The sequence below is a fragment of the Paraburkholderia lycopersici genome, from assembly GCF_900096975.1.
Classification (GTDB): Bacteria; Pseudomonadota; Gammaproteobacteria; order Burkholderiales; family Burkholderiaceae; genus Paraburkholderia; species Paraburkholderia lycopersici.
The window spans coordinates 1-21,462 of record NZ_FMYQ01000030.1; the positions used below are offsets into that span (position 1 = coordinate 1).

Annotated in this window: 20 protein-coding genes and 1 pseudogene; 2 read left to right on the forward strand and 19 right to left on the reverse strand. The window is 65.4% G+C overall.

What is annotated here, in order from left to right:
* The 4 genes from BLU17_RS25890 to BLU17_RS25905 form a co-directional block, all read right to left on the reverse strand.
* On the reverse strand, nucleotides 1-613 hold a 613-nt coding region (locus tag BLU17_RS25890), incomplete at its 3' end, for an electron transfer flavoprotein subunit beta/FixA family protein (RefSeq protein WP_092003365.1).
* A 209-nt stretch (nucleotides 614-822) separates the two neighbouring features.
* Nucleotides 823-1,632: a MetQ/NlpA family ABC transporter substrate-binding protein gene (locus BLU17_RS25895; RefSeq protein ID WP_092003368.1), complete on the reverse strand. Its 810-nt coding sequence runs from the start codon at nucleotides 1,630-1,632 to the stop codon at nucleotides 823-825.
* 55 nt (nucleotides 1,633-1,687) lie between these two features.
* Entirely contained in the window at nucleotides 1,688-2,341 is a 654-nt protein-coding gene (locus tag BLU17_RS25900) for a methionine ABC transporter permease (protein ID WP_092003371.1), read from the reverse strand.
* The gene (locus tag BLU17_RS25905) at nucleotides 2,331-3,365 is read right to left on the reverse strand and encodes a methionine ABC transporter ATP-binding protein (RefSeq protein ID WP_092003374.1); all 1,035 of its coding nucleotides are present in this window, start codon (nucleotides 3,363-3,365) and stop codon (nucleotides 2,331-2,333) included. The genes BLU17_RS25900 and BLU17_RS25905 overlap by 11 nt, the downstream gene beginning before the upstream one ends.
* Before the next feature lie 340 nt (nucleotides 3,366-3,705).
* Here BLU17_RS25905 and BLU17_RS25910 point away from each other — a divergent pair.
* Nucleotides 3,706-4,538, forward strand: a pseudogene (locus BLU17_RS25910) (lysophospholipase).
* Between the two features lie 15 nt (nucleotides 4,539-4,553).
* Here BLU17_RS25910 and BLU17_RS25915 read toward each other — a convergent pair.
* Both BLU17_RS25915 and BLU17_RS25920 read right to left on the reverse strand, forming a co-directional pair.
* Nucleotides 4,554-5,366 carry an enoyl-CoA hydratase gene (locus tag BLU17_RS25915; protein ID WP_092003377.1) on the reverse strand — a complete coding sequence of 271 codons (813 nt, stop codon included), beginning with the start codon at nucleotides 5,364-5,366 and terminating at the stop codon, nucleotides 4,554-4,556.
* Nucleotides 5,367-5,415: 49 nt separating this feature from the next.
* Complete coding sequence (locus BLU17_RS25920; protein WP_092003379.1) at nucleotides 5,416-6,342, reverse strand: histone deacetylase family protein; 927 nt, start codon at nucleotides 6,340-6,342, stop codon at nucleotides 5,416-5,418.
* 215 nt (nucleotides 6,343-6,557) lie between these two features.
* Here BLU17_RS25920 and mltB point away from each other — a divergent pair, with 215 nt between their 5' ends.
* Nucleotides 6,558-7,850 carry a lytic murein transglycosylase B gene (gene mltB, locus BLU17_RS25925; protein ID WP_092003382.1) on the forward strand — a complete coding sequence of 431 codons (1,293 nt, stop codon included), beginning with the start codon at nucleotides 6,558-6,560 and terminating at the stop codon, nucleotides 7,848-7,850.
* A 69-nt stretch (nucleotides 7,851-7,919) separates the two neighbouring features.
* On the opposite strand, the gene cysM is transcribed toward mltB, so the two are convergent.
* The 13 genes from cysM to pheA form a co-directional block, all read right to left on the reverse strand.
* The gene (cysM, locus tag BLU17_RS25930; RefSeq protein WP_092003385.1) at nucleotides 7,920-8,822 is read right to left on the reverse strand and encodes a cysteine synthase CysM; all 903 of its coding nucleotides are present in this window, start codon (nucleotides 8,820-8,822) and stop codon (nucleotides 7,920-7,922) included.
* A 274-nt stretch (nucleotides 8,823-9,096) separates the two neighbouring features.
* The gene (locus tag BLU17_RS25935) at nucleotides 9,097-9,447 is read right to left on the reverse strand and encodes a ComEA family DNA-binding protein (RefSeq protein ID WP_092003388.1); all 351 of its coding nucleotides are present in this window, start codon (nucleotides 9,445-9,447) and stop codon (nucleotides 9,097-9,099) included.
* A gap of 73 nt (nucleotides 9,448-9,520) precedes the next feature.
* Complete coding sequence (rfaD, locus tag BLU17_RS25940; protein ID WP_092003391.1) at nucleotides 9,521-10,513, reverse strand: ADP-glyceromanno-heptose 6-epimerase; 993 nt, start codon at nucleotides 10,511-10,513, stop codon at nucleotides 9,521-9,523.
* 105 nt (nucleotides 10,514-10,618) lie between these two features.
* Nucleotides 10,619-11,563, reverse strand: a complete 945-nt coding sequence (gene rfaE1 / locus BLU17_RS25945) for a D-glycero-beta-D-manno-heptose-7-phosphate kinase (RefSeq protein ID WP_245747018.1) — start codon at nucleotides 11,561-11,563, stop codon at nucleotides 10,619-10,621.
* A 19-nt stretch (nucleotides 11,564-11,582) separates the two neighbouring features.
* Nucleotides 11,583-12,980, reverse strand: coding sequence for a UDP-glucose dehydrogenase family protein (locus BLU17_RS25950; RefSeq protein WP_092003396.1), 1,398 nt, complete (start codon nucleotides 12,978-12,980; stop codon nucleotides 11,583-11,585).
* 69 nt (nucleotides 12,981-13,049) lie between these two features.
* Complete coding sequence (gene lapB / locus BLU17_RS25955; protein ID WP_092003399.1) at nucleotides 13,050-14,225, reverse strand: lipopolysaccharide assembly protein LapB; 1,176 nt, start codon at nucleotides 14,223-14,225, stop codon at nucleotides 13,050-13,052.
* Between the two features lie 64 nt (nucleotides 14,226-14,289).
* Nucleotides 14,290-14,583: a lipopolysaccharide assembly protein LapA domain-containing protein gene (locus tag BLU17_RS25960; RefSeq protein ID WP_092003402.1), complete on the reverse strand. Its 294-nt coding sequence runs from the start codon at nucleotides 14,581-14,583 to the stop codon at nucleotides 14,290-14,292.
* 294 nt (nucleotides 14,584-14,877) lie between these two features.
* On the reverse strand, nucleotides 14,878-15,201 hold the full coding sequence (locus tag BLU17_RS25965; protein ID WP_092003404.1) for an integration host factor subunit beta: 324 nt from the start codon (nucleotides 15,199-15,201) through the stop codon (nucleotides 14,878-14,880).
* A 26-nt stretch (nucleotides 15,202-15,227) separates the two neighbouring features.
* Nucleotides 15,228-16,958, reverse strand: a complete 1,731-nt coding sequence (gene rpsA / locus BLU17_RS25970; RefSeq protein WP_342713866.1) for a 30S ribosomal protein S1 — start codon at nucleotides 16,956-16,958, stop codon at nucleotides 15,228-15,230.
* 222 nt (nucleotides 16,959-17,180) lie between these two features.
* The gene (gene cmk / locus BLU17_RS25975; protein WP_092003408.1) at nucleotides 17,181-17,864 is read right to left on the reverse strand and encodes a (d)CMP kinase; all 684 of its coding nucleotides are present in this window, start codon (nucleotides 17,862-17,864) and stop codon (nucleotides 17,181-17,183) included.
* Between the two features lie 28 nt (nucleotides 17,865-17,892).
* The gene (gene aroA / locus BLU17_RS25980; RefSeq protein ID WP_092003411.1) at nucleotides 17,893-19,197 is read right to left on the reverse strand and encodes a 3-phosphoshikimate 1-carboxyvinyltransferase; all 1,305 of its coding nucleotides are present in this window, start codon (nucleotides 19,195-19,197) and stop codon (nucleotides 17,893-17,895) included.
* A gap of 58 nt (nucleotides 19,198-19,255) precedes the next feature.
* Nucleotides 19,256-20,200 (reverse strand): prephenate dehydrogenase, encoded by a 945-nt coding sequence (locus BLU17_RS25985; RefSeq protein ID WP_092003413.1) that lies wholly within the window; start codon nucleotides 20,198-20,200, stop codon nucleotides 19,256-19,258.
* A gap of 154 nt (nucleotides 20,201-20,354) precedes the next feature.
* Nucleotides 20,355-21,440, reverse strand: coding sequence for a prephenate dehydratase (gene pheA / locus BLU17_RS25990; protein ID WP_092003416.1), 1,086 nt, complete (start codon nucleotides 21,438-21,440; stop codon nucleotides 20,355-20,357).
* Nucleotides 21,441-21,462 lie beyond the last annotated feature (22 nt).

Below are 21,462 nucleotides of genomic sequence, written 5' to 3' on the forward strand. Positions count from 1 at the left end.
CGGGCTTGATCGTTTCGAGCGGCTTCTTCTTCGCCTTCATGATGTTCGGCAGCGTCACGTAGCGCGGCTCGTTCAGGCGAAGGTCGGTCGTGACCACTGCGGGGAGCGTCAGCGACAGCGTTTCCGCGCCGCCATCCACTTCGCGCGACACGGTGGCCTTGCCGTCAGCCACGACCACCTTCGACGCGAAGGTGGCCTGCGGCAAGCCGGCCAGCGCGGCGAGCATCTGGCCGGTCTGGTTCGAATCGTCGTCGATGGCCTGCTTGCCGAGGATCACCAGTTGCGGCTGCTCCCTGTCGACCAGCGCCTTCAGGAGCTTGGCGACCGCGAGCGGCTGGAGGTCTTCACTGGACTCGATGAGGATCGCGCGGTCCGCGCCGATGGCGAGCGCCGTGCGCAGCGTTTCCTGCGCCTGGGCGACCCCTGCGGACACCGCGATCACTTCGGTCGCGACACCGGCTTCCTTCAACCGCACCGCTTCTTCCACGGCGATTTCGTCGAACGGGTTCATCGACATCTTCACGTTGGCGATGTCGACGCCCGTGCCGTCCGACTTCACACGGACCTTCACGTTGTAATCGACTACGCGTTTGACTGGCACAAGGACTTTCATTCACATGCTCCGAAGTTACGAATACGTCAACCTGGCGGACATTATAGCGATAGCCTCCGTAAGGCCGATCTGCCGCCTGCATTTTTTACGAACCACCCTGCCGCCACGGGTCACCAATATCGAACGATCGTGCGATTTTACGGTGAAAAAAACCCGGGCTTCAAGCCCGGGCGCCGACCGATATCTCTAAACTCACGGCGTCAAGCCGCTTACCAGGAAGAAATGACCGCGCCGCCAAACTTCGCATCGATGAATTGCTTCACCTCCGGCGAGTGGTACGCAGCCACCAGTTTCGCTACCCACGGCTTGTTGCGATCGGCCTCGCGAATCGCAAGGACGTTCACGTACGGGCCCTTCGGGTCTTCGATTGCGATCGCGTCCTGTTTCGGCTTCAGACCTGCTTCCATCGCGAAATTCGTGTTGATCGCGGCGGCGTCCACGTCGTCGAGCGAGCGCGGAATCTGCGCGGCGTCGAGTTCGACGATCTTCAGCTTCCTGGGGTTTTCCACGATGTCGAGCGGCGTCGCCTTCAGGCCGGCATCGGCGCGCAACTTGATGAGGCCCTGCTTCTGCAGCAGCAGCAACGCACGGCCGCCGTTCGTCGGATCGTTCGGCACGGCAATGCGCGCGCCCGGCTTCAGGTCGGCCAGCGACTTGATCTTCTTCGAATAAATGCCCATCGGGAACGTGACCGTGTCCGCGATCTTGATGAGCTTGTAGCCGCGATCCTTTACCTGCGCATCGAGATACGGCGCGTGCTGGTAGCTGTTCGCGTCGAGATCGCCGCCCGCGAGCGCCGCGTTCGGCTGCACGTAGTCGGAAAACTCGACGATCTTGATGTTCAGGCCGTTCTTCGCGGCCACGTTCTTCACGACTTCCATCACCTGCTCGTGCGGGCCGCCCGTCACGCCTACCTTGATGGTTTCGTCCGCGTGCGCCGTGACCGGCGCAAAAAGCGGGGCGATGAGCGAGGCGGCACCGAGCGCCGCCGCGAGCCGGATCATGAAACGACGTTGCATACCAAACCTTTGTCCTGTGTAGTTATGTTGATCGAAAGAGCGCTTGTTTTAAGGCTTATTTATGGCTCAGCCGCCGCACGAGCCAGTCGCCGAACGACTGCACGAGCTGCACGAACACGATCAGGATCACGACGACGATCAGCATGACTTCGGGCTCGAAGCGCTGATAGCCGTAGCGGATGCCGAGGTCGCCGAGACCGCCGCCGCCGATCGCGCCCGCCATCGCCGAATAGCCGACGAGCGAGATGAACGTGATCGTGAGCCCGGCCACCACGCCCGGCAGCGACTCGGGCAGCAGCACCTTGAAGACGATCTGGCTCGTGCTTGCGCCCATCGCCTGCGCGGCCTCGATGAGACCGCGGTCGACTTCGCGCAGCGCCGCTTCGACGAGACGCGCGATGAACGGCGCCGCGGCGATGGTGAGCGGCACGATGGCGGCCGCCGTGCCGATCGACGAGCCCACCACGAGGCGCGTGAAGGGAATCACCGCGACGAGCAGGATGATGAACGGCGTCGAGCGCACCGCGTTGACGACCACGCCCATCGCGCGATTCGCGGCGAGGTTCTGGAGCACGCCGTCGCGGTCGGTGAGATAGAGCAGCACGCCGAGCGGCAGGCCGACGGCCGCGCCCACGAGCCCCGAGATGCCCACCATGACGAGCGTCTCCCAGAACGACTGGACGAACATGTCGAACATTTCACTCCACATGGGACAGCTCCTCCACCACCACGCCTTGCTCGCGCAGCCACGCAATGGCCTGCGCCACCTTTGCCGGCTCGCCGCCCGCGAGCACCGCGAGCGAGCCGAACGCCTGCCCCTGGATCTCGTCGATCTGCCCGTGCAGGATGTTGAAATCGAGCTCGAAGCGGCGAATCGTCTCCGAAAGCACCGGCTGGTCGACGCCCGTGCCCGTGAAGGCGAGGCGCAGCAGGTGCCCGTTGCCCTTCGTGAGGCGCTCGGCCACGCGCGCCTTCAGCGCGGGCGGCAGTTCCTGGGCGATCACGTCGCCGAGCAGCGCGCGCGTCACGTCGTGGCGCGGCTGCAGGAACACGTCGATCACGGGGCCCGTCTCCACGACGCGGCCCGCGTCGAGCACGGCCACGCGGTCGCAGACCTGTTTGATGACTTCCATCTGGTGCGTAATCATCACGATCGTCAGGTTCAGTTCGCGATTGATCTTGCGCAGCAGGTCGAGAATCGCGCGCGTGGTTTCAGGGTCGAGCGCGGAGGTCGCTTCATCGGAAAGCAGCACTTTCGGCTTGCTCGCGAGCGCGCGCGCGATGCCCACGCGCTGCTTCTGGCCGCCGCTGATCTGCGACGGATAGCGATCCTTTTGCGCCGTCAGGCCGACGAGTTCGAGCAGCGGCAGCACGGTTTCGTCGATCTGCGCGCGCTTCGCGCCCGCGAGTTCGAGCGGCAGCGCAACGTTGTCGAACACCGTGCGCGACGACAGCAGGTTGAAGTGCTGGAAGATCATGCCGATCTCGCGGCGCGCCTCGCGCAGGTCGGCCGACGAGAGCGACGTGAGCGTTCGCCCGTTGACGACGATGTCGCCCTCTGTGGGCCGCGTGAGCAGGTTGATGGTGCGCACGAGCGTGCTCTTGCCCGCGCCGCTGCGCCCGATGATGCCGAACACTTCGCCCGGCGGAACCGTCAGATTGACGTTATGCAGCGCCTCGATCCAGCCTTGTGGGCCGGCGAAGCGCTGGGACACGTTTCGAATTTCGATCATGGAAAAAAGAAACGGCGGATGTGCCGCGCGCCGCTCGCATGGTCCGCACCTTTTGAGGACGGAAAACGCGTCGCGCCGGCAGATAGCCGCCGTTTGCTGGACTGGATTTAGCCCGCCATTTTACCCTGGCATGCAAAATTCCTTTTAATAATCAATTTCGATACTTTCATAACGCCCATGCATTAGAGGACGTTTGCGGCGCGCCGCGGCTCAGGCGGCCACTACACTGCTGCCGGAGCTGTCACCGACAACGAACCGCCCACCAGGGAATGAGATGGAAACGAGTCAGAAGATCGGCGCACCCGCTTCGACCCAGGCCGCCGGCCCCGAACGCTCGACACTGCGCACGCGCGACGGCGTCGAACTACCGCTCTACGTCTGGCGCACGAAAACGCCGCCGCGCGCAGCCCTTGCACTGGTTCATGGCCTGGCTGAACATGCCGGCCGCCATGCGGCGCTTGCCGCCAGGCTCAATGCTGCGGCCATCGACGTGTCTACGCAGTCGACCTGCGCGGCCATGGGCGCGCCCCCGGACGCCGCACGTGGGTCGCGCGCTTCGACGAATACCTCGACGATACGCAAGCGCTCCTCGCCCATGCGAGCGCGCAATGCGCCGCGCAGCGAACGCCACTCTTCCTGATGGGACACAGCATGGGCGGCGCCATCGCCGCGCTCCATGCCATCGAGCGCTTGCCGCAAACCGGTATGCCGCTCGCGGGCCTGCTGCTTTCGAGCCCGGCGCTCGCGCCGGGCCGCGACGTACCCGCATGGATGATCGCCGCGAGCCGCGTCGTCAGCGCGATCTGGCCGCGCTTTCCGGCCATGAGAATCGACGCCGCGCTGCTCGCGCGCGACGCCGCGGTGGCCGAAGCCAATCGCGCCGATCCCCTCGTGCATCACGGCGCGATTCCCGCTCGCACGGGTGCGCAGTTGCTGGAAGCGATGAAGCGCATCGAAGCGGGCCGCGCGCAGTTGCGCGTACCCGTGCTGATCTGGCACGGCACCGAGGACAAGCTCACCGAGCCCGAAGGCAGCCGCGCGTTCGGCGCGACCGTGGGATCGCCCGATCGCACGCTCACGCTCTACGAAGGCAGCTATCACGAAACGCTCAACGATCTCGACCGCGAACGCGTGATCGGCGCAATGCTGGACTGGATCGACCGGCATAGCTGACCGGCAGCCGCCGCGCTATTTCGCCCCGCGTTTTTCGATGAACGCCTGCACGCCGTCGAGCGCGGGGTCGGTCATCATGTTGCACGCCATGGTCTGCCCGGCTAGCTGATACGCGGCTTCGATACCCATTTCGAGCTGCCGGTAGAACAGGCCCTTGCCCGCCTCGACCGCCTCGCGCGGCTTCGCGCAGATGCTCGCGGCCAGCGCCGTCACGGCGGCATCGAGTTCGCCGGCGGCGACCACGCGGTTCACGAGGCCCTCGCGCAGCGCCGCTTGCGCGTCGATGAATTCGCCAGTCATCAGCATCTCGAAGGCCGCCTTGCGCGAAACGTTGCGCGAGAGCGGCACGGCGGGCGTCGAGCAAAACAGGCCGAGATTGATGCCCGACACGGCAAAGCGCGCCGAATCCGCCGCCACCGCGAGGTCGCACATCGCGACGAGCTGGCAGCCGGCCGCCGTCGCCACGCCCTGCACGCGCGCGATGACGGGCTGCGGCATCTTCTGGATCGCCAGCATCATCTTCGAGCAGCGCTCGAACAGCCTCGCGTAGTAGCCATGCGACGGCGCCGCGCGCATCTCGCGAAGATCGTGGCCCGCGCAGAACGCTCGCCCCGCCGCCGCGATCACGACCACGCGCGCGTCCGATTTCGCCAGCGCGGCGAGTTCGGCCTGCAACGCGTCGATAAGGGCTTCGGACAGCGCGTTGAACGCATCGGGGCGATTGAGCGTGAGACGCACGACGCCCGGTATGCCGTACGCGTCGCGCGTGACTTCGACGAGCGGCGCGGCGCCGGAGGACGACGGCGATGCGGACGGAACAGCACTCATGTTGCACGTCTCCTTCGTTCGATGTCGATGGCGGGTGACGCGGGCCGCGCTAGATATCCGCCAGCACGCGCAGATGCGCAACCACGCTGCGGCCCAGCGCCGAAAGGTTATAGCCGCCTTCGAGGCAGCTCACGATGCGCCCCTTCGCATAGCGGCCCGCGATCTCGCGAATCTGTTCGGTGATCCATGCGTAGTCGTCCTCGACGAGCCCGAGGTTGCCGAGATCGTCCTCGCGGTGTGCGTCGAAGCCGGCCGAAATGAACACCATCTCCGGTTTGAACTCGTGCAGCCGGGGTAGCCACATGATGTCGATGGCTTCGCGCACTTCCATGCCCTTCGTGCGCGCCGCGACCGGCACGTTGACCATGTTCGGCGCCGTGTTCTCCGCGCCCGAGTAGGGATAGAACGGATGCTGGAAGAAGCTGCACATCAGCACGCGCGAGTCGCCCGCGAATGCCGCTTCGGTGCCGTTGCCGTGATGCACGTCGAAATCGATGATCGCCACACGTTCGAGACCATGGACCTCGAGCGCATGGCGCGCCGCGACCGCCACATTGTTGAAAAAACAGAAACCCATCGCGCGCGCGGGCTCCGCGTGATGGCCGGGCGGGCGCACGGCGCAGAACGCGTTTTCGTAGCGTCCCGCGACGACCGCGTCGGTGGCGGCTATCGCCGCGCCCGCCGCGCGCAGCGCTGCCTGCCACGTGTGCGGATTCATCAGCGTGTCGGCGTCGATGCTCGCGTAGCCTTCGGTGGGCGCGGTGCTACGGATGAAGTCGATGTGCGCCTGGGTGTGCACGCGCAGGAGGTCTGCTTCGGTGGCAAGCGGCGCCGATTCGTCGCGCTCGATCAGCGCGTCGATGCGGCTGGCAATCAGTTGGTCTTCGATGGCCTGCAGGCGCGCCGGGCATTCGGGATGCCATTCGCCCATCTCGTGCAGCAGGCAGTCGGGGTGAGAGAAGAAACCGGTCGTCATGAGTCGCACTGGCCGCGGGCCTGGCGCGCACGGGCGCGGCCGCGGGTCTCCTTCTGTCTTTTGTCTGGTGGCGCGCCGGCCGGCGCGCGATCAGACATCACGTTACCACAGCGACCGGGCGCACACGCGCCGCCGCGGCACGCAAGGGCCCAATTCGCTCAAGTCGCTCGGTTATACTGCCCGGGATCTTTGGACCGCTCTCCCCCCTCTCGCTCATGACGCTCAAGACCGCTCTGTCCGCCTCCAGCCGCCCACGCCACACGACCTTCGGACTCGCGCTTTGCGTCGCGGCGTCGTTGTGTACCGGAGCGGCGCGCGCGCAGACTTCCGCGCCGATAACGCGACAGACGCCGCTCACGCTCGCCCAGGCGCAACCGCAAACGCCCACGCAGCAGGGTCAGACGTTCGAGGAGGAAATCGTCCCGCAGCGCTACGCGAACAATCCGGACGTCGACGGCTTCATCAACGACATGGTGGCGCGCTACGACTTCGATCCGACGGCGCTGCACGCGCTCTTCGCGAGCGCGAACTATTCGGCGACGGCGGTGAAGCTCGTCACGCCCTCGCCCGTTCCGGGCATCAAGAACTGGCGCGCCTATCAGGCGCGCTTCCTCGACCCGGTGCGCATCAATGCGGGCGTGCGCTTCTGGCGCCAGAACCAGGCCACGCTGCAGCGCGCGTCGGAAGAGTTCGGTGTGGCGCCCGAAGTGATCGTCGGCATCATCGGCGTGGAGACGATCTACGGGCGCTACATGGGCAATTTCCGCGTGCTCGACGCGCTCACGACGCTCGCGTTCGATTACCCGGACACGCCTAACCGCGCCGACCGCATGGCGACGTTCCGCAAGAACCTCGAGGACTATCTCGTGTGGACGCGCGACGCGCAGATCGACCCATCGTCGGTGCTCGGTTCGTACACGGGCGCGATCGGCATTCCGCAGTTCCTGCCGAGCAGCATCGTGCAATACGCCGTCGATTACGAAGGCAACAACCATATCGACTTGCGCGCGAGCCAGTCCGATGCGATCGGCAGCGTGGCGAATTATCTGCGGCAGAACGGCTGGGAAACGGGCCGGCCCGTCGTGTGGAAGATCGCGTCCGATGCGGGGAGCCTCGGCATCGCGCAGGCCGCAGCGGACGGCAAGCCCGAACCGCGCTGGCCGCTCAGCCAGTTGCTGCGTTCGGGCCTCGTGCTCGACCAGCCGGACGTGGACATCGCCGCCGAGGCGGGCACGCCCGTCACGGTCATCGACTTGCCCACGCCGGGCCGCGGCACCGAATACATGCTCGGGCTCAGGAATTTCTACGTGCTGACACGCTATAACCGCAGCTTTTTCTATGCCCTCGCGGTGTATCAGCTTGGCATGCGCGTGAAAGCGCAAATGCTCGCGACGCAGCCCGGCGTGGGCGTGGGTCCGTCGAACGGCAATGGAAACGGCAATGGCATGAACAGCGTCCCCGGCAACACGACCGCCGCGGGCACCGCACCCGCCGGACAACACGACTGAGCTCGGCAGCCCCAAGCAAAACGGCCTTCGGAAACACCGAAGGCCGTTTTTTTTACCTGTGCGCTTCAGTCAAGCCGGAAACACGCCCGTAGACAGATAGCGGTCGCCACGATCGCAGACGATGAACACGATCGTCGCGTTTTCGACCTGGCGCGCCAGGCGCATCGCGACCTCGCATGCACCGCCCGAGGAAATGCCGGCGAAAATGCCCTCGACTGCGGCAAGACGACGCGCCATGTTTTCGGCGGCGGCCTGGCTCACGTTCTCCACGCGATCGACGCGGCTGCGGTCGAAGATCTTCGGCATATAGGCTTCGGGCCACTTGCGAATGCCCGGAATGCGCGAGCCTTCCTCCGGCTGCGCACCCACGATCTCGATAGCCCGATTCTTTTCCTTGAGGAACTGGGACGTGCCCATGATCGTGCCGGTAGTCCCCATCGACGAGACGAAGTGCGTGATGCGCCCTTCCGTGTCGCGCCAGATTTCGGGCCCGGTGCCCTCGTAGTGCGCAAGCGGATTGTCGGGGTTCGCGAACTGGTCGAGGATGATGCCCTTGCCGTCGCGCTGCATCTGCTCGGCGAGGTCGCGGGCATATTCCATGCCGCCTTTCACCGGCGTGAGCATGATGTCGGCGCCGTAGGCGGCCATGCTCTGGCGGCGCTCGACCGAAAGGTCCTCCGGCATGATGAGCACCATCTTGTAGCCGCGGATAGCCGCCGCCATGGCGAGCGCGATGCCCGTATTGCCGCTCGTCGCCTCGATGAGCGTGTCGCCCGCCTTGATGCGGCCGCGCTCTTCGGCTTTGCGGATCATCGAGAGCGCGGGGCGGTCTTTCACCGACCCAGCCGGGTTGTTGCCTTCCAGCTTGGCCAGAACGACGTTGTTGCGTGCGCGGACTTCGTCGTCCGGCAAGCGGACGAGCTGCACGAGCGGCGTATTGCCGATCGTGTCTTCAATGGTCTTGTAGGGCATGGAGATGGCAGTGAGGCGCAATGACGTGATCCGTCGATTCTAAACCACGCAGCCAGCGATCGCAGTGGGTCCCCTGCTGCCCGTATGGGCGTAGGCGGCGCACGAGCGGCAACGCCTCGCGGGAGCACATGGGAGCGCACAACAACGCGCAACGGCGCGCGGCAAAAAGCCCGCGGCCCAGGCCGCGGGTCAACGTCGCCGAAGCGACACCTGAAGGAGACTGTGACCCCGCGACGGTGACGCAAAACGCGCGGGACAAAACGGAAGACGGCGCCTACTTCTTGACCGCCACGGCAGCCGGCTGCTGCGCGCCTGCCTTTGCGGGCGAGGCCTGCGCGATCTTCGCCTGCGCCGACTGCGCATTGGCGGGACCGACCGACAATCCTTCGGCCTGCAAACGTTCGACGGTGTGGCCGCCCATGCCCTTCACACGCTTGCCGAGGTCAGCGGCATCCTTGTACGGGCCGTGCGCGCCGCGCTCGTCGAGAATGGCCTTGGCGCGCGCGGGCCCGATGCCCTTGATGCCGCGAAGCGCGTCTTCGTTGGCGGTGTTGACGTCCACGGCCGCGAAGGCGTGGCCGAGTACGGCCAGAAGCGCGGCCGCCGCAAGGAATTTTCGGAACATGCTGGATCTCCGTAGATACGCCGGCGACCATCGCCGGCGAGGAGAGTCCAGTTTATGAAGTCGCGGCTTTGCGTTACACCTGGCCGGAAAGCCAACGTACGTAGCGATCCACGCCTTCCTGCACCGTCAGGAACGGCGCGTCGTAGCCCGCCGCGCGCAGCTTCGTCTGGTCGGCCTGCGTGAAGCATTGATACTTGCCGCGCAATGCATCGGGGAACGGAACGTACTCGATCAGGCCTTCCTTGACCTGCTCTTCGAGCGTGAGCGCAGGCTTGCCCTCCATCGCGCGCAGCGTGTTCACCACCGTCGTGGCGATGTCGTTGAACGGCTGCGCCCGTCCGCTGCCCAGATTGAAGATGCCCGTCTTCTCCGGGTGATCGAAGAAGAACAGATTGACCTTCACCACGTCCTCGACGGAAACGAAATCGCGCGTCTGCTCGCCCGGCGCGTAGCCGTTGTACTCGCCGAACAGCTTCACCTTGCCTTCCGCGCGGAACTGGTTGAAGTTGTGGAACGCCACCGACGCCATGCGCGCCTTGTGCGTTTCGCGCGGACCGTAGACGTTGAAGTAGCGAAAGCCCGCAATCTGGCTTTGCGCCGTGGGCAACACGCGGCGAATCACCTGGTCGAACAGGAACTTCGAATAGCCGTACACGTTGAGCGGCGCTTCCACCTCGCGCTCCTCGACGAAGCGGCTCGAGCCGCCATAGATCGCCGCCGACGACGCATACAGAAACTGCACGCGCTGCGTGAGGCAGGCGTCGAGCACGGCGCGGCTGTAGCGGAAGTTGTTGTCCATCATGTAGCGGCCGTCGGTTTCCATGGTGTCCGAACAGGCGCCTTCGTGGAATACCGCGCGCACATCGCCGAAATCGCCGCGCGCGAAGCGCTCGACGAACTCGGTCTTGTCGATGTAGTCGTCGATCTCGCAATCGACGAGATTCCTGAACTTGTCTGCGCGGGTGAGATTGTCGACGGCGATGATGCGGTCTTCGCCGCGGTCGTTCAGCGCCTTCACGAGGTTGCTGCCGATGAAGCCGGCCGCGCCGGTGACGATGAGAGTCATGATAGGTCTGCGGTGACGAGGTTCGCGCGAGGTTGATGCCCGGCCGGAAAAACGCTGCGGAAATCCCGGCCGGCACGCGAGCGCCGCGCGGATGCGCGCGGCACGTTATTGAAAGAGTTCGTCGTAGTCGACGGTGGCCGTACCGAGCTTGCCGACCACGATGCCGGCCGCGCGGTTCGCGAGCGCGACGCACTCGACGAGCGGCAAGCCCGCGCCGAGCATGACCGCGACGGTCGCGATCACGGTGTCGCCGGCGCCCGAGACATCATACACTTCGCGTGCATCGGCCGCCGCGTGCAGCACGCCGGCGTCGGAAAAGAGCGTCATACCCTCTTCCGAGCGCGTGAGCAGCAGCGCATCGAACTGCAGCTCGCGGCGCAGCTTCGTCACGCGCGCGAGCAGATCCTCCTCCGACTTCCACGTGCCCACCACTTCGCGCAGTTCCGCACGGTTCGGGGTGATGAGGCTCGCGCCGCGGTAGCGCTCCCAGTCGTCGCCCTTGGGGTCGACGAGCACCGCCTTGCCCGCGGCGCGCGCCTTCGAAATCATTTGCGTGACGTGCGTGAGTCCGCCCTTCGCGTAGTCGGAAAGCAGGATCACGTCGTAGGTGGGCAGCAGCGCGTCGAAGCGCGCGAGGCCGGCGAGCAGGATCTCATGCGCGGGCGTGTTCTCGAAGTCCATGCGCAACAACTGCTGCTGGCGCGACAGCACGCGCAACTTGATGGTGGTCGGCAACGCGGGATCGCGTTCGAGGTACGCGTTCACGTGACTCTCGCCGAGCAGCTCGACAATGCGCTCGCCGGGCTCGTCGTGACCCACCACGCAGAGGAGACCGGCATGGGCGCCAAGCGCGGCCGCGTTGCGCGCCACGTTCGCCGCGCCGCCGAGGCGGTCTTCCTTGCGCTGCACGTGCACGACCGGCACCGGCGCCTCCGGCGAGATGCGGTTGACGTCGCCGAACCAGTAGCGATCGAGCATGACGTCGCCCACCACCAGCACGCGCGAGGCGGCGAGCTTCTCGCGCGGCACGACGCGCACTTCGGACGCCATGGCGGGAGTCAGCGCGGTTTCAGGCTGCGGAATTTGCGGGAGTGACATGGGGTCGCCCAATCGAGTGATAGTCAATGCCGAGCTCCGCCATCGCGTCGGGCTCGTAGAGATTGCGTCCGTCGAAGATACGCGGCGCCTTGAGCACCTTCTTCAAGTGCGCGAAATCGGGCGCCTTGAAGGCCGTCCATTCGGTGACGATCACGAGCGCGTCCGCGCCCGTGAGCGCGTCGTCCTGGCTGGACGCGAACGTGAGGCGCGCATGCTGCTCCGGCACGTGGGCGAGATCGAGCGCGAACACGCGCCTCGCCTCCTCCGCCGCGACCGGGTCCCACGCCACGACCGTCGCGCCGCGCGCGAGCAAATCGGCGATCAGACGGCGGCTCGGCGCTTCGCGCATGTCGTCGGTGTTCGGCTTGAACGCAAGGCCCCACACCGCGAAGCGCTTGCCGCCCAGATCTTCGCCGCACGCGCCGACGATCTTCTTCACGAGCACTTCCTTCTGCCCGTGATTCACCTCCTCGACCGCTTCGAGCACGCGCAGGTTCTGGCCCGACTCCGCAGCCGTGCGGATCAGCGCCTGCACGTCCTTCGGGAAACACGAGCCGCCATAACCGCAGCCCGCATAGAGAAAGTGATAGCCGATGCGCGGATCGGAACCGATGCCCCGGCGCACCGACTCGATGTCGGCGCCCACGCGATCGGCGAGATTCGCCATCTCGTTCATGAACGAGATGCGCGTGGCGAGCATGGCGTTGGCCGCGTATTTCGTGAATTCGGCGGAACGCACGTCCATGTAGATCGTGCGCTCGTGGTTGCGGTTGAACGGCGCGTAGAGACGCTTCATCTTCTCGCGTGCCGCGTTGCCGTTCTCGTCTTCGTCGAGGCCGATGATGATGCGGTCCGGGCGCATGAAGTCGTCCACGGCCGCGCCCTCTTTGAGGAACTCGGGGTTCGAGACGACCGAGAGGCGGTGCGCCTCGCTGCCCGCGAGGCCGCGCTTCGCGAGTTCTTCGGCAACCACGCCCTGCACCCTTTGCGCCGTGCCGACCGGCACCGTCGACTTGTCGACGATCACCTTGAAGCCATTCATGTAGCGGCCGATGCTGCGCGCCGCCTCGAGCACGTATTGAAGGTCGGCGGAGCCGTCTTCGTCGGGCGGCGTGCCCACGGCGATGAATTGCACGTCGCCGTGTTCGACGCTCGCCTCGACGTCGGTGGAAAACGTGATGCGCCCGGCCGCGCGGTTTCGCGCGATGAGTTCGAGCAGGCCCGGCTCGTGAATCGGCACGCCGCCGCCATTGAGGATTTCGATCTTGCGCGGATCGACATCGAGGCAAAACACGTCGTGGCCGATTTCGGCAAGGCACGCACCGGTAACGAGGCCGACGTAGCCGGTACCGACAATGGTGATCTTCATAGGCGCTCCGGTGACAGATGCTGATGATGGGATGACTGTGAGGCGCCCGGCTGGGGCGCGCGCCCGGGCTCAGCTCGACGCGGGAACCGGCTCGACGCGGCGCGGCGCATAGGTTTCCCAGCCGCTGCAGCCCGGACATTGCCAGTAGAAGAGGCGCGCCCGAAAGCCGCAGTTCTGGCAGGTGTAGCGAGGCAGGTTCTTGGTGCGCTGCTGGAGCAGCTTGCGCATCAGCCCGAGTTCGCTGCGGCGTGGCTCTTCGGCCGTAGCCTGCTGAGCCTCGAGCAGACGCGCCATGCCGGCGAGATTCGGCGACTTCTGCATCTGCGTGCGCGCGAGCGCGTGTGCCGCGTCGGCGCCGCGCAGCTCGGCCACATACTTATAGGCGACGTCGAGCAAGTCGTTCGACGGATACGCATCGACCCACGCAATGAGCACATGCGCGCCTTCTTCGGCGCGGCCGAGCGCCTCGTAGGCCTTCATGACCTTCTCGGCGACGAGCGGCAGATACGCGGGATTCTGCGCCTCGACCTCGCGCCAGTGGGCGAGCGCGGAGTCGGGGGCGCCGCTCGCGGCATCGACATCGCCCGCGAGGATCGTCGCGCGCACGTTCTGCGAGTTGGCTTTGAGTGCGAGCGCGAGCTGACGGCGAGCCTCGTCCGGCTTCTTCTGCTGGAGCGCCTCCTGCGCGAGCTCGCAATGGAACTGCGCGATTTCGAGGTCGAGCGACGCCGCACCCATGGTTTCGAGGTGACGCGCGGTGTCGATACAGCGGTTCCAGTCCTTTTCGATCTCGTAGATCGCGAGCAGCGCACGCTGCGCACCGAGCGCGAAGTCGCCCGACTTGAGCTTGCCGAAGGTCTCCTCGGCGCGATCGAGCATGCCGGCCTTGAGGAAGTCCTGACCCAGCTCATAGAGCGCGTGATCGCGCTCGTTCGCGGGGAGGTCGGAACGCGAAAGCAGATTCTGATGCACGCGGATCGCACGATCGGTCTCGCCGCGGCGGCGAAACAGATTGCCCAGCGCGAAGTGCAGTTCGACGGTTTCGGGATCGAGCTTCGCGACTTCGATGAACGCGTCGATGGCCTTGTCCGGCTGCTCGTTGAGCAGGAAATTCAGGCCGCGGAAATACGAGCGCGGCAACGTGGCGCTTTCGGAAAGCAGTGCCTTCAGGTCGTAGCGCGACGCCATCCATCCGAGCGCGAACGCAACGGGAATGACGAGTAGCCACCAGAAATCGAGATCCATGCGAGCGATGGTGTGAGCGGAAAATCATCCGCACGCCGGGAGGCGCGCGGCACGGCAATACTATTCAGATGAGCGGCGGCAGCGGCGGCTCCGCGCTCGGCACGGGCGTCTCGCGCGCGACACGCAGATCGCGTTTGAGGCGCCCGTTTTCCATGCGCAGCCGGAACACGCCGGGCAGCGCCGAAAGCAGCCCCGCCAGCAAGCCGACGACGAAAAACGCGAGGCCGATCAGGATCAGCGGAGCCTGCCACGCATAGCCGGCCAGAAAATTCAGCGTCGCGGTTTGCGTGTTGGCGAGTGCGAGCACGAGCAGCAGCACGAACACCAGCACACGGATCACCCAGGCGATCAATCTCATGAAGGATTCTCTTGGCAGTTGCGGAAGGCACCGGCAAGGCCGGCATGCTGCGCCGCAGCATGGGCCGCGCCGAAGTGTCCCGTATTGTAATTGAACGGCTCGCGCACCGGCATGTGAGAGCGACCGCAGAGCGCAGATCAATACGGCGTGCTGAGGCAAACGTCGTCCAAAAAGCGCGGACAAAAAAAACGCCGGGGTTATTCACCCCGGCGTTTTTTTACCGGTCCATGCGTTCTGGCCATCTGGCATTGACCGCCGACGACCGCAATTGCCCGATCCGAACCGATCGAGCGCTTACAGGTCGTCGTCCGGCTCTTCCGCCTTCAGCGGCTCGCCCGAATTGCGGTCCACGCGTTCGCGCAGTTCCTTGCCCGGCTTGAAGTGCGGCACGTACTTCTCAGGCACCAGCACTTTTTCACCCGACTTGGGATTGCGCCCGACGCGCGACGGCCGACGATTCAGGCCAAAGCTGCCAAAGCCGCGAATTTCGATGCGATGGCCCTTGGCAAGCGCCTCGGACATCGCATCGAGCATCGTCTTGACCGCGAAATCCGCGTCCTTGAGAACAAGTTGCGGAAATCGCGTAGCCAGCTGCGCGACCAATTCAGATTTGGTCATACTTCAGCTTGCCCCCGTTTGAGGCTTTACTGGTTCTGGCCGTCGAGCTTGGCCTTCAGCAGCGCGCCGAGGTTGGTCGTGCCGGTGGCAGCCGAACCCGCATCAGCCGACATGCTGCGCAGCGCTTCTTGCTGCTCGGCCGAGTCCTTCGCCTTGATCGACAGGTTGATGCCACGCGACTTGCGATCGATGTTGATGATCATCGCGTTGACCTTGTCGCCTTCCTTCAGCACGTTGCGGGCATCTTCCACGCGGTCTTGCGCGATTTCCGAAGCACGCAGGTAGCCTTCGACGTCCGCGTTCAGCGTAATCACAGCGCCCTTGGCGTCGACCGACTTGACCGTACCGTCGACGATCGAACCCTTGTCGTTGACAGCAACGAAGTTGCTGAACGGGTCGCCTTCGAGCTGCTTGATGCCGAGCGAAATGCGTTCCTTCTCGACGTCGATGCCCAGAACCACGGCCTCGACTTCGTCGCCCTTCTTGTACTTGCGAACGGCTTCTTCGCCAGCTTCCGACCACGACAGATCCGAGAGATGGACCAGGCCGTCGATGCCGCCGGGCAGACCGATGAACACGCCGAAGTCGGTGATCGACTTGATGGCGCCCTGGATCTTGTCGCCCTTCTTGAAGTTGCGGCTGAAGTCATCCCACGGATTCGGCTTGCACTGCTTCATGCCGAGGCTGATACGGCGGCGGTCTTCGTCGATCTCGAGGACCATGACTTCGACTTCGTCGCCCAGCTGGACAACCTTCGACGGCGCAACGTTCTTGTTGGTCCAGTCCATTTCCGAGACGTGGACGAGGCCTTCGATGCCCGACTCGACTTCGACGAACGCGCCGTAGTCGGTGATGTTCGTGACCTTGCCGAACAGGCGCGTGCCCGACGGGTAGCGGCGCGAGATGCCTTCCCACGGATCGTCGCCCAGTTGCTTGATGCCGAGCGAAACGCGGTTCTTTTCCTGGTCGAACTTGAGGATCTTCGCGGTGACTTCCTGGCCAACCGAGAGAACTTCGCTCGGGTGACGCACGCGGCGCCATGCGATGTCGGTGATGTGCAGCAGGCCGTCGATGCCGCCGAGGTCCACGAACGCGCCGTAGTCGGTGATGTTCTTGACCACGCCGTTGACGATCGCGCCTTCCTTCAGCGTTTCGAGCAGCTTCGCGCGCTCTTCGCCTTGCGTGGCTTCGATCACCGCGCGGCGCGACAGCACGACGTTGTTACGCTTGCGGTCCAGCTTGATGACGCGGAATTCGAGCGTCTTGCCTTCGTACGGCGTCGTGTCCTTGACCGGACGCGTGTCGACGAGCGAACCCGGCAGGAACGCGCGGATGCCGTTGACCATGACGGTCATGCCGCCCTTGACCTTGCCCGTGATCGTGCCGGTCACGAGTTCGTTGTTGTCGAGGGCCTTTTCCAGCGACAGCCACGAAGCGAGACGCTTGGCCTTGTCGCGCGACAGGATCGTGTCGCCGTAGCCGTTTTCCAGCGCGTCGATCGCGACGGAAACGAAATCGCCCGCCTGAACCTCCACTTCGCCCTGGTCGTTCAGGAATTCCTCGATGGGAATGTAGGCCTCGGACTTGAGACCTGCGTTGACGACCACGAAGTTGTGGTCGACGCGCACGACTTCAGCGGAGATGACTTCGCCGGCGCGCATGTCCTGGCGGGTCAGCGACTCTTCGAACAGAGCCGCGAAAGATTCGGTATTCGGGGTGGAGGTTTGCAGGTCGGACATAAAAATCTGGATTTGCATGGTTTTCGCTGCACCGGCAGCCAGTCTTGACTGCGGGGCGTTGATGCCGGAACGCGAGTTCACGGCGAAAATGCAAAAGCCATACGGGGTTAAAGGGTTGACATACGCTCCGCCGCCTTTTTCGGCATGACACGGAGCACCAACAGGTACACAACAACGACAACGACTGCTTTACTGCTCTTTCGGTCGCGCTTTGCCGCGTTTGCCGGACCGAAATCGGACTCACCGCACGGGCAATGCCTGATACCACTGCACCACCTGTTCGACCGCCTGGTCGATGGACAGCGCCGAGGTATCGAGAAGCTGCGCATCCGCTGCGGGCTTGAGCGGCGCGGCCGCACGGTTACTGTCGCGCGCGTCGCGTTCACGCAAATCCCGAAGCAAGTCATCCATATTAGCAGAAAAACCTTTTTGGATCAATTGCTTATACCGGCGGGCCGCGCGAGCCTCCACGCTGGCCGTCAAAAACACCTTCAGCACGGCGTCCGGAAAGATGACGGTGCCCATGTCGCGGCCGTCCGCCACGAGTCCGGGAAGCTTGCGAAACGCCCGCTGGCGCGCCACCAGCGCCGCGCGGACGCTGGGGTGCGCGGCGATCATCGAGGCCCGGTTGCCCACTTCCTCGGCGCGGATCTCGTTCGAAACGTCAACGCCGTCGAGCTGCGCAAGCCCCTCGCGGAACGTGATATGGAGATCGTCGATCAGCTTCGCAAGGCCGTCCGCGTCGTCGGCCGCGAGAGCGTAGCGCACGCTCGCCAGCGCCGCGAGCCGGTAGAGCGCGCCGCTGTCGAGCAGGTGAAAGCCAAGATGCGCGGCGACCAGCGCGGCCACTGTGCCCTTGCCGGAAGCGGTCGGGCCGTCGATCGTGATGACGGGCGTCGGATAAAAGGGACGGGTTGATTTCATGCGGCAACGGTACTCGGCTTCTGGTCAATCAAGGTTGTGCGAGCGCGAGGAAGCGCTCGAAATAATCGGGAAACGTCTTGCCGACGCACTTCGGGTCGTTGATGCGCACCGGCACGCCGCCGAGGCTCACGAGCGAGAAGCACATCGCCATGCGGTGGTCGTCATAGGTGTCGATCGCGGCGTTCGGCGTGAGCTTTTCGGGCGGTCGCACGACCAGATAGTCGGGGCCCTCTTCCACGTTGGCGCCGACCTTGCGCAGTTCTCTCGCCATTGCCGCGATGCGGTCGGTTTCCTTCACGCGCCAGCTCGCGATGTTGCGCAACGTGGTCGCGCCGTCCGCGAAGAGCGCCGCCACCGCGATCGTCATGGCCGCGTCCGGAATCAGGTTGAAGTCCATGTCGATGGGGTCGAGCTTGCCGTGATCGTTGCCGATGCCGCGCACCTCGATCCAGTCGTCGGCCATCGTCACATTCGCGCCCATGCGCCCGAGGGCCGCCGCGAAACCCACATCGCCCTGGATGCTCGCGCGCCCGACGCCCTCCACGCGCACGGGGCCGCCGCCGATCGCGCCCGCGGCGAGGAAGTACGACGCCGACGACGCATCGCCTTCCACCATGATCTTGCCCGGCGACTGGTAGCGCACGCCGGCCGGGATCTCGAAGCGATGCCAGCCATGGCGCTCGACCTTCACGCCGAAGCGCTCCATCAGCTTGATCGTGATCTCGATATAGGGCCTGGAGATCAGTTCGCCGTCCACCTCGACGATCGTCACGCTGTCCTTGGCGCGCACGAGCGGCAGGGTGAGGAGGAGCGCCGTTAGGAACTGGCTCGATACGTCGCCGCGCACACGGATGGGCGCCTCGACGGAAATCGCCGCCGGTCGGATGCGCAGCGGCGGGTAGCCCTCGTTCTCTTCGTAGTCGATCTTCGCGCCGATCTGGCGCAGGCCGTCGACGAGATCGCCGATCGGCCGCTCATGCATGCGCGGCACGCCGAAAATGCGGTAGTCGCCGCCGTTCACCGCGAGCGCGGCCGTGAGCGGACGCACCGCCGTGCCCGCATTGCCGAGGAAAAGATCCGCGCGCACCGCCGTAAACGCGCCGCGCGTGCCCTGCACGACACAGGTGTCGTCGTCGCGCTTGAGCTTCACGCCGAGCTTTTCGAGTGCGTCGAGCATCACGCGCGTATCGTCGGAATCGAGCAGATTCGTGATGGTCGTTTCGCCCTCGGCCAGCGCGGCGAGCAGCAGCACGCGGTTCGAGATGCTCTTCGAGCCGGGTAGACGGATCGTGCCGGACGCACGGGTGAACGGTCCGAGATCGAGGTGTTCCATGAGCGTGTCCTGAGATTGCCTTGAATGGCGGCGCTCGCGCCGCACGGCTGATTCCTGCTTACTGGTCTGGCGCGGTTTCGACGGCCGCCGCCGCGCCCTTGCCGCCGCGCTCCTGCCACGCCTCGCGCGCGGCGCGCGAGCGCGCGAATACGGCTTCGAGCGCGGCGCCGTCGCCGGCGTCGATGGCGGCGCGCAGCTTCGCGAGCACTTCAGTGTAGCTGTCGAGTTCGGCGAGCAGCGCGGCGCGGTTCGCGAGGCATACGTCGCGCCACATTTCGGGGCTCGACGCCGCAATGCGCGTGAAATCGCGGAAACCGCCCGCCGCGAAAGAGAACTTCAACTGGGCGTCGGGCGACGCGAGGATCTGGTCGACGAGCGCGAACGACAACACATGCGGCAAATGACTTACCGCCGCGAACACGCGATCGTGCTGCGCAGCCGGCATCTCGCCGATCACGGCGCCCGCCGCGCGCCACATCGCAGCAATGCGTTCGACCGACGCCGGCGCATTCTCCACGAGCGGGCACAGCACGACATTGCGGCCGACGTACAGGTCGGGCAACGCGGCGTCGACTCCGCTCGATTCGCGGCCCGCGATCGGATGCCCCGGCACGAACTGTGCGATGCGCGCGCCGAGCGCGGCGCGCGCGGCGGCGATCACGTCGCTCTTGGTGCTGCCCGCGTCGGTGACGATGGTTTCGGCGCCGAGGTGCGGCGCGATGCGTTCGAGCAGCGCGCGGGTCTGGGCGACCGGCGCGGCGATCAGCACGATGTCGGCGCCGGCGAGCGCGGCGGCGAGCGCCGCTTCGTCGTCGAGCGTGGCGGCCGCATCGATCACGCCGAGTTCGAGCGCGCGCGCTACCGAACGCGCGTTGCGTCCCACGCCGATCACCTGCGCGCCGTCACGGGTTTGCGGGCCGCGCTCGCGCAACGCGCGAGCGAGCGAGCCGCCGATCAGACCGACGCCGAAAATCACCAGTTTGCTAAAGGAAAACGCACTCACAACGTCACCGGAAAAAGTAAAAGTTGCGCGCTCACGCGGACCTGACGCTCGATCGAGGGCCGCGACGAGCGTGCGGTGGCACGTTGGCTGGCATGCAGAAGCCTGTTCGGGACGGGCTCGGAAACGCGTGGCCCGGTGCCGCGCCGTCCGCGCCCTAGCGCGCGCGCGGATACGAGCCGAGGATCTTCAGATACGCGGCTTTCTTGCTGAGCTCGTCGAGCGCCGCAGCCACGGCGGGATCGTCACGATGGCCTTCGAAATCGATGTAGAAGTAGTACTCCCACGTGCTGCCAAGGCGCGCCGGACGCGACTCGAAACGCGTCATCGAGACGCCGTGGCGCGCGAGCGGCTCAAGCAGCTTGTACACGGCGCCCGGCTCGTTCTTGACCGACACGATCATCGAAGTCTGGTCGCGGCCCGTCGCGCCCGCCGGCTGCTTGCCGATCATCACGAAACGCGTGCGGTTGTGCGGGTCGTCCTGGATCAGTGCGTTCGCGATGAGCAGGCCGTAGTGCGTGGCGGCGCGCTCGCCGGCAATCGCGGCGACGCCCGGGTCGGCTGCCGCGAGACGCGCGGCCTCGGCGTTGCTCGACACGCTCTGGCGCTCGAGTTGCGGCGCGTTGGCCGTGAGCCAGTGCTGACACTGCGCGAGCGCCTGGGGGTGCGCGCACACGCGCGTCACGCCGGTCAGGTTGCCGCTTCGCGTCATCAGGTTGTGCTGGATCGGCAGCGCGATTTCGCCACCGATCACAAGCTGTGTTTCGAGGAACAGGTCGAGCGTGCGCGAGACGGCGCCCTCGGTCGAATTCTCGACCGGCACGACGCCGAACTCGGCGGCACCCGCCTCGACCGAGCGGAACACCTCGTCGATCGACGGACACGGCAGCCCTTCGATCGACTGACCGAAGTACTGGTACATCGCCTGCTCGCTATAGGTGCCCACCGGCCCGAGGAACGCCGCCGAAATCGTCTTTTCGAGCGAGCGGCTCGCAGCCATGATCTCGCGCCAGATCGCGCTGATGTGATCGTTGCCGAGCGGGCCCTCGCTCATGTCCTGCAGACGCGCGATGACCTGCATCTCGCGCTCCGGGCGGAACACCGGCGCGTTGAAGTGCTTCTTGACCTCGCCGACTTCGAGCGCGACCGAGGCGCGCTGGTTCAGAAGCGCGATAAGCTGTGCGTCGATCGCGTCGATGCGTTCGCGCAGCGGCTTGAGTTGGGAGTTGAGTTCGTCGTCCATGCGTGAAACCGGCAATAGGAAA

Excerpts from the sequence above, each read along its gene's own strand:
- aroA (WP_092003411.1), bottom strand. The coding sequence starts at position 19,197 with ATGGAACACCTCGATCTCGGACCGTTCACCCGTGCGTCCGGCACGATC.
- BLU17_RS25895 (WP_092003368.1), bottom strand. The coding sequence starts at position 1,632 with ATGCAACGTCGTTTCATGATCCGGCTCGCGGCGGCGCTCGGTGCCGCC.
- cysM (WP_092003385.1), bottom strand. The coding sequence starts at position 8,822 with ATGCCCTACAAGACCATTGAAGACACGATCGGCAATACGCCGCTCGTG.
- BLU17_RS25965 (WP_092003404.1), bottom strand. The coding sequence starts at position 15,201 with ATGACCAAATCTGAATTGGTCGCGCAGCTGGCTACGCGATTTCCGCAA.
- BLU17_RS25920 (WP_092003379.1), bottom strand. The coding sequence starts at position 6,342 with ATGACGACCGGTTTCTTCTCTCACCCCGACTGCCTGCTGCACGAGATG.
- cmk (WP_092003408.1), bottom strand. The coding sequence starts at position 17,864 with ATGAAATCAACCCGTCCCTTTTATCCGACGCCCGTCATCACGATCGAC.
- rfaE1 (WP_245747018.1), bottom strand. The coding sequence starts at position 11,563 with ATGGCGTCCGAAGTGCGCGTCGTGCCGCGCGAGAAGCTCGCCGCCTCG.
- pheA (WP_092003416.1), bottom strand. The coding sequence starts at position 21,440 with ATGGACGACGAACTCAACTCCCAACTCAAGCCGCTGCGCGAACGCATC.
- BLU17_RS25900 (WP_092003371.1), bottom strand. The coding sequence starts at position 2,341 with ATGTGGAGTGAAATGTTCGACATGTTCGTCCAGTCGTTCTGGGAGACG.
- rpsA (WP_342713866.1), bottom strand. The coding sequence starts at position 16,958 with ATGCAAATCCAGATTTTTATGTCCGACCTGCAAACCTCCACCCCGAAT.
- BLU17_RS25915 (WP_092003377.1), bottom strand. The coding sequence starts at position 5,366 with ATGAGTGCTGTTCCGTCCGCATCGCCGTCGTCCTCCGGCGCCGCGCCG.
- BLU17_RS25960 (WP_092003402.1), bottom strand. The coding sequence starts at position 14,583 with ATGAGATTGATCGCCTGGGTGATCCGTGTGCTGGTGTTCGTGCTGCTG.
- mltB (WP_092003382.1), top strand. The coding sequence starts at position 6,558 with ATGACGCTCAAGACCGCTCTGTCCGCCTCCAGCCGCCCACGCCACACG.
- rfaD (WP_092003391.1), bottom strand. The coding sequence starts at position 10,513 with ATGACTCTCATCGTCACCGGCGCGGCCGGCTTCATCGGCAGCAACCTC.
- BLU17_RS25935 (WP_092003388.1), bottom strand. The coding sequence starts at position 9,447 with ATGTTCCGAAAATTCCTTGCGGCGGCCGCGCTTCTGGCCGTACTCGGC.
- BLU17_RS25950 (WP_092003396.1), bottom strand. The coding sequence starts at position 12,980 with ATGAAGATCACCATTGTCGGTACCGGCTACGTCGGCCTCGTTACCGGT.
- BLU17_RS25905 (WP_092003374.1), bottom strand. The coding sequence starts at position 3,365 with ATGATCGAAATTCGAAACGTGTCCCAGCGCTTCGCCGGCCCACAAGGC.
- lapB (WP_092003399.1), bottom strand. The coding sequence starts at position 14,225 with ATGGATCTCGATTTCTGGTGGCTACTCGTCATTCCCGTTGCGTTCGCG.